Here is a 6,984-nt window from a genome sequence, read left to right on the forward strand (position 1 = left end):
CGGATAGAAGGTAATCAAAAGTTTGAAGCAGAATTGACAGTAAGAGCTGGTCGAATTATTTGGGATCTGAATGGCCTGGCAGCAACGCCTTATACAAAATAGAAAAAGGATTTTTTAGTTAAAATATAATATAACAGCATGAAACGCAGAAATGTAATTAAGGGACTGGCCATGTTACCGGTTGTTGGAAGTGTTCTATCAAGTGATTCGGTTTTGGCTGGAACTGTTACAGAAAACAACTCTTTAGCACAAAGTTCAGAATCGCTAACTACATTGAATTCCTTTTTGTCAGAAACAAATATATACAGAGCAATGGGTGTTGAGCCCATCATCAATTGCAGGGGTTCTTATACCATTATAGGGGGGTCTATCAAAAGACCAAAAGTGAAACTTGCATTAGAAGCGGCCAGCACAAATTTTGTACAGCTTGATGAGCTTGCTGAAGCTGTTGGAAAGCGTTTAGCAGAACTCACAAAATCAGAATGGGGAATGGTTTCTTCAGGATGTGCAGCCGGAGTCAAACATATTACGGCAGCTTGTGTTACCGGTGGTAGTCCAGAAAGACTTATCCGCATTCCTGATCTTACCGGATTTGAAAAAACGGAGGTTATCATTCCAAGATATTCCCGCCAGCATTATGATCATGCAGTCCGTAATATTGGTGTGAAAATAATTACTGTAGCTACTCCTGAAGAATTAGAAAAGGCCATTAATTCAAAAACGGCAATGATCTACCTTACATCAGGTACTCCTGGGGCCGCCTCTGATACAGGTCAGCCCTTGTCTTTGGAGGTAATTGCCTCAATAGCTAAACCGAAAAATATTCCAATTTTGATGGATGCCGCAGCAGAGAGTTTGACCATTCCTCCTTATCATTTAAAAAGAGGAGCAGATATTGTAGCATACAGCGGTGGTAAAACAATCCGCGGGCCGCAGTCGGCAGGATTGATGCTTGGAAATAAAAATATTTTATTAGCCGCATGGCAGGCAAGTGCTCCGCATCATGGTCCGGGCCGCGACAATAAACTGGATCGAGATGAAATAGTAGGTATGGTTGCTGCAGTTGAAGACTGGCTAGAACGGGATCATGAGGGGGAGTGGAAAAGATGGCTTAGTTGGCTTGAGGTCATTTCAAAGAAAGTTAATCAGATCAATGGAATTAGCACCAAGGTAGTTGAGCCCGTCAATTTAAACAATAAGTATCCGGTACTTCATATTATCTGGGATCCTGAAAAGTTTCATGTTACAGGATACGAAATTGCAGAAGAAGTGGGAAGAAATAAGCCAAGAATAGCGCTTGGGAATCGGGATGAACCCGATGGTACAAGCTCCATACAAATTACACCAGGGCATATGCAAGCGGGCGAAGAAAAGATTGTTGCCGATCGGTTATTTGAAGTATTATCAAAGAAGCGCAGTCCTAATCCCGAAATGAAAACACCTGCAATTAACCTAAGCGGACGCTGGGATGTTGAAGTTCAGTACGCATTAAGTACCAGCCAGCATACTTTTACGATTGAACAAGATGGAAACTGGATTCAGGGTATTCATAAGGGAGATTTGGATAGTAAAAACATGGTGGGTACAATTGATGGAGATGAAGTGAAGATTAAGAGTACAATCCCTATAGTTGGAAATATTATCATTTACCTTTTTTCCGGAAAAGTAAGTGGTGATACCATATCTGGAGATATTCATATGGGTGAATACCTAACAGCAAAATTTACAGCAAAGCGAAATAAAACTAAACTTCCGCGTCAAAAAGTCATGATTCCGGGAGGTCAGCCTTTAGCCACCTAATCAGAAATGTTTGATAACTATTAAACCATTTTAACATGAAACGTAGAGATATACTAAAGGGAATTGCAGCAGTGCCCTTACTCAGTGCTTTAAATCCGATTGCATCTGTTTTGGCTTCAAATTCTGGTAAAAGCTTCAAAAAGCGCCTGATTATTGATACTCATGTTGAGACCTGGAATTTTGATCCAAGATTCCCTTTTAAACATCCTGAGAATCCAAATCTAAAAGTGGCCATTGAGGCTCCAATTGAAAACCAGGTGAAGCAGATGAAGGATTTCAACATAACCTATGGGGTATTAATAAATCCGCGTTATTATGGATGGGATAATTCTTATAAGGCTCATTGTGTTAAAACTTATCCCAATCATTTTGTTGCCCATGGTTTATTGAATCCGCATGATCCCAAAATAGTGGATAATCTCAGATATTGGGTAAATGAGCATGGCTTTCAGGGAATGCGATTCAGCCCGATTTATCACCCCAAAGAAACCTGGTTAAACTCTCCAGAACATTATCCTCTTTGGAAGGAAGCAGAAAAATTAGGGCTTTGCTTCAACTATTATATTGTTCCCCACCAGATGCCAATGTTAGAGGATATGGCAGAGCGCTTTCCGGGTGTGAAAATTGTAGTTGACCATGCTGGCAAACCTGATCTGAAAGCTGCAGATTGCTGGCCTGAATTTAAAAAAATGTTTAAGCTTAGCCGTTTCTCCAATGTTTGGATAAGTAATTCAGAGCCTTATGAAATGTCAGAGATTAAAAAGTATCCCTATGAAGATACCTTGCCGTTTTACAAGGCCATTTATGAAGAGTTTGGAGCCAAGCAGATTATTTGGGGTACCGGTTATCCTTTTCCAAGATGGGAATTGCCAATGGATAAAGAACTGGAATTCATGGATAAATACTGTAATTTTTATACGGATGACGATCTAGACCTAATTATGGGAAAAAATGCCCTCGGTATATGGAAATTTCCTGGAAAGTCTTGAGTTTGAATTGAACCATATCAAATTAAATCCTAATCGCCACATAGATAATACTTATTATTACACACATGAGATATAGTTTCCAGTTATTGCTTTCCTTGTGCTTGCTGATATTGCCCTTAACATCGTTGTTCGCTCAAGCTATTCCTAAAGAGGAATTGATTTTTTTAACTTCTGCCTGGAAAGGTGAACGTTTTGAGGATGGTCGGCCACGTATACCTGACGAGTTGTTGAACCGTGCAAAATCTATTGGGATTGAAGAGGCCTGGCAAATATTAAATAATGAAGGCTATCTGTATCAATACGAACGAAATTGGAAAATATTGCATGAAGATGAAAAGGTTATTGGAAGGGCTTTAACGGCTTTTTATATGCCTATTCGTCCTGATGTTGAGAAAAATATCGTAGATCGTGCCGCCGCAGAAGGCAAACAAGGCAGGCATTTGCACTGGCCTATCAATATGCTTACCAAAGGCGATGTGTATGTTGCTGATAATGAAGGCAGAGTAGGGTCACTGATGGGTGATAACCTTGGAAATGTAATTTATAAAAACTCAGGAAATGGAGTAATATTTGATGGATTTGCCCGCGACGTGGATGGATTGGCCGAGATTAAAGGATTTAATGCCTTTGTGAGAGATTTTGCGCCTCAGTTTTTGCAGGGTGTTGTGTTGATGGGTTTGAATACTCCGGTTACAATTGGGCAAGCTATTGTTTTACCCGGAGATCTAGTCATTGCTGGCCGTGCCGGGGTTGTATTTATACCTGCACATTTGGCTGAACAGGTTATTTCAACTGCAGAATTCATTGCTTCAAAAGATCGTTTTGGTCATGAAATGATTAAAAATGGGGTGTATAAAGCGGGGCAGGTTGATACACAATGGAGCGAAGAAATCAGAGCAGAATATATGAAGTGGCTAGAAAAAAATCCAAAAGAAAAAAAGATTAGTCGCGCTCAGCTTGATCAGTTCATGTTAAAAAGAACCTGGTAATATTCCCCCTTAAATTAAATCGGATGAAACCTGTTTTTAAAATCGTATTGGGAATTGGCATTATATGTATGCTCGCTGCACTTAGCTTATATCTGCTCAACAGATCTACTGATGCCGAGCCCTTTCTGATCGCATCACTTATATCTGTTGCCATCGGAATTCGTGGTGCATCAGCTTTAAAAGGATTTGCCTATCCTGTAATGATTTTCGGTGTAGTTTCTACAGCAATGATCTTTCCGCACTATTTTCTTGAAATCAATGGCTATAAATTATCTGGCTTGATCACTCCCCTGATTCAGTTAATCATGTTTGGAATGGGTATAACTATGAGCTACAGAGATTTCATTGGCGTATTTAAATCTCCGAAAGGGGTTCTTGTAGGTGTTTCAAGCCATTTTATGATCATGCCATTACTTGGGTTTGGATTGGCAAACATCAGTGGTTTTACTCCTGAGATTGCAGCAGGGATGATTCTGATCGGATGTGCACCGAATGCTGTTGCAGCCAACGTTATTTCATATCTGGCAAAGGCTAATCTTGCCCTATCCATTACACTTACTTCAATAGCAACCTTATTGGCTCCATTCTTGACACCCCTGTTAATGAAGTTATTAGGAGGTTCATTCATTGAGATCAATGTATTTGATATGATGTGGGACATTATGAAGATGGTTATTTTGCCGGTCACACTCGCTATGGTAACGAATGAACTCCTGAAAGATAAAATGAAGTGGATCAATGCAGTAATGCCCATCGTATCCATGTTTGGTATCGCATTTATCATTATTATTGTTACCGCCGTGGGTCGTGAAAGTCTATTAACGGTTGGGCCACTTCTTATTCTATTAGTTTTGGTCCATAATCTCATGGGCTATACCATAGGATATTGGTTTGCTCGTTTGTTTAAAATGAGTGAAAAAGATTCGAGAACTATTGCAATTAATGTGGGGATGCAGAATGCTGGTCTTTCAAAAGGCCTGGCCTATGGAATGGGTAAGCTTGGAACCGTCGGGCTTGCGCCAATGATCTTTGGCCCGATGATGAACATTACCGGTTCTATTCTGGCATCTTACTGGAAAGGGAAGCCCATTGCAGATAGCGATGATAAGGATGTAATTAATAAACTATAAAAATAAATAATCATGCTCAAGTACTTTAAAATTTTAACTCTACTTACAGTGATTAGTCTGAATGTACGGGCTCAATCCAAAAAAGAAACACAAATAGCAAAGCTGGTCATCGCTATTAATAATGCCATCATTAATACAGATAGTCTTACTTTAAAGGCCCTCACTTGCGACGAATTAAGCTATGGGCATTCTGCTGGTTTAATTCAGGATCAGAAGGCATTTATTGCAGGAGTAGTGAATGGACCTACATTTTTTAAAAGTATTGAACCCTTTGATCAGAAAATTACAATGGCAGGTAAAAATGCAATTGTAAGACATATTGTAACTGCTAAGGCTGTAAATAAAGGAACTCCTCTAGATTTAAAATTTGGAAACATATTGGTTTGGCAGAAAAAGCATGGCAAGTGGAAATTGCTTGCTCGACAAGGCTATAAGCTATAATTTTAAAAGATGAATTTAAAAATAGAGCTTTCAAGGCTTATAAAAGAACAGGGAATTGTGCCATTGTACTATTCGGCTGATGCTGAAGTTAGTATTGATTTGATGAGGGCAATGTATGCAGGAGGAATTAGAACTACTGAATATGCAGATCGCGGTGATCGCGCCTTAAAAAATTTCCGCGAAATGCGTAAAGTATGTGATGCCGAGTTGCCCGGAATGCGATTAGGTATTGGTACAATAAAAACTGTGGAATCTGCCCAAACGTATATTGATGAAGGCGCAGAATTTTTGGTATGTCCAGGAATTTTGGAGTCCGTGATTGAATTGTCTGATAAGAATGATCTTCTTTGTGTTCCTGGTTGCATGACTCCGAGTGAAATCATTCGAGCCGAAACTTGCGGGGCAAAGATCGTTAAGCTATTCCCAGCTAATACCTTAGGTCCATCTTATATTGAAGCAGTGCAGGCGCTTTTTCAAGACATTGTTTTTTTACCTACAGGCGGCATTGAACTTAACGAAGAAAATCTTAGAAGCTGGTTTAAAGTTGGGGTTTGCGCAGTTGGAGGCAGTAAAATGATCACTAAAGACGTGATTGAAAATAAGCGATATGCTCAGTTAACAGCCGAGTCTAAAAGAGCGCTTGAGCTGATCAGTTTAATCAGAGAAAGTTTTAAGAAATAATAATTTTCAATATTCTATCAAAAAATGAACGAATCAATCTATAAATACATGAAAGTTGGTTTGGTCCACTTTATGGCTTTCCCTGCAACAATCAAGGGAGAAGGTCCGGTGCTTGAAACCATTCGAAAGATTGCTGTAGATGACTATTTTAGTGCCATTGAGATCACAACGATTAAAGACACTGAGCAGAGAATAGCAGTAAAAAAAATGCTTGAAACATCGCATATGACCATCGCTTATGGTGCTCAGCCAAGATTATTAACCACCGGGTTAAACATTAATCATTTAGTTGAACAGGAACGCCAAAAGGCCTTAGAAAATTTAATGGCCGGAATTGACGAGGCTTATGAGTTAGGTGCAAAAAGTTTTGCTTTTTTGAGTGGCAACTATGAAGAAAGCCGAAAAGAAGAAGCTTTTCAAGCTCTGGTTAATTCTACCAATGAAATTTGCCGATATGCAAAAAGTAAAGGCGATATGAGAATTGCATTAGAGGTTTTTGATTATGATGTAGATAAAAAAAGCCTAATCGGTCCGGCCGATCTTGCACTGCGTTATGCAAAAGAGATTCGAAAAAGCCATGATCATTTTGGCTTGATGGTTGATTTAAGTCATATTCCTTTGATCCATGAAACAATTGAAGAATCTTTACTACCTGTAAAAGATTACATTGTTCATGCGCATATCGGAAATTGTGTAGTCAAGGATCCTGAAATGGCGGCATATGGCGATGTTCATCCCCGCTTCGGGTTCCCAAATGGTGAAAATGATGTAGATGAAGTTGTAGATTATCTCAGGGTATTATTAAATATTGGCTTTCTGAACACGCAGACCCCTCCGGTGGTCAGTTTTGAGATCAAGCCTTTTGGAGATGAAGATGCAGATATCGTTATTGCAAATGCAAAGCGTGTGCTGAATTTGGCATGGGCAAGGGTTTAGTAAGCTGAAAGCCCAAAG

Annotated in this window: 7 protein-coding genes; all 7 read left to right on the top strand. The window is 39.5% G+C overall.

Annotated elements, in window-relative coordinates; all coding sequences use genetic code 11:
• Window positions 1-138: 138 nt before the first annotated feature.
• The 7 genes from ACIQZ6_RS10910 (at window position 139) to ACIQZ6_RS10940 (ending at window position 6,966) form a co-directional block, all read left to right on the top strand.
• Window positions 139-1,800, top strand: a complete 1,662-nt coding sequence (locus ACIQZ6_RS10910) for an aminotransferase class V-fold PLP-dependent enzyme (RefSeq protein ID WP_395811010.1) — start codon at window positions 139-141, stop codon at window positions 1,798-1,800.
• A gap of 35 nt (window positions 1,801-1,835) precedes the next feature.
• Window positions 1,836-2,789 (top strand): amidohydrolase family protein, encoded by a 954-nt coding sequence (locus ACIQZ6_RS10915; RefSeq protein WP_395811012.1) that lies wholly within the window; start codon window positions 1,836-1,838, stop codon window positions 2,787-2,789.
• A gap of 65 nt (window positions 2,790-2,854) precedes the next feature.
• Window positions 2,855-3,778 carry an RraA family protein gene (locus ACIQZ6_RS10920; protein ID WP_395811014.1) on the top strand — a complete coding sequence of 308 codons (924 nt, stop codon included), beginning with the start codon at window positions 2,855-2,857 and terminating at the stop codon, window positions 3,776-3,778.
• A 23-nt stretch (window positions 3,779-3,801) separates the two neighbouring features.
• Window positions 3,802-4,908, top strand: coding sequence for a bile acid:sodium symporter family protein (locus ACIQZ6_RS10925; RefSeq protein ID WP_395811016.1), 1,107 nt, complete (start codon window positions 3,802-3,804; stop codon window positions 4,906-4,908).
• A 12-nt stretch (window positions 4,909-4,920) separates the two neighbouring features.
• Entirely contained in the window at window positions 4,921-5,349 is a 429-nt protein-coding gene (locus ACIQZ6_RS10930) for a nuclear transport factor 2 family protein (protein WP_395811018.1), read from the top strand.
• Window positions 5,350-5,358: 9 nt separating this feature from the next.
• A complete protein-coding gene (locus ACIQZ6_RS10935; RefSeq protein ID WP_395811020.1) occupies window positions 5,359-6,030 on the top strand; it encodes a bifunctional 4-hydroxy-2-oxoglutarate aldolase/2-dehydro-3-deoxy-phosphogluconate aldolase in 672 nt (223 codons plus the stop codon).
• 24 nt (window positions 6,031-6,054) lie between these two features.
• Window positions 6,055-6,966, top strand: coding sequence for a sugar phosphate isomerase/epimerase family protein (locus tag ACIQZ6_RS10940; protein ID WP_395811022.1), 912 nt, complete (start codon window positions 6,055-6,057; stop codon window positions 6,964-6,966).
• Window positions 6,967-6,984: the final 18 nt, after the last annotated feature.

Source organism: Daejeonella sp. (assembly GCF_044348475.1).
GTDB lineage: Bacteria > Bacteroidota > Bacteroidia > Sphingobacteriales > Sphingobacteriaceae > Daejeonella.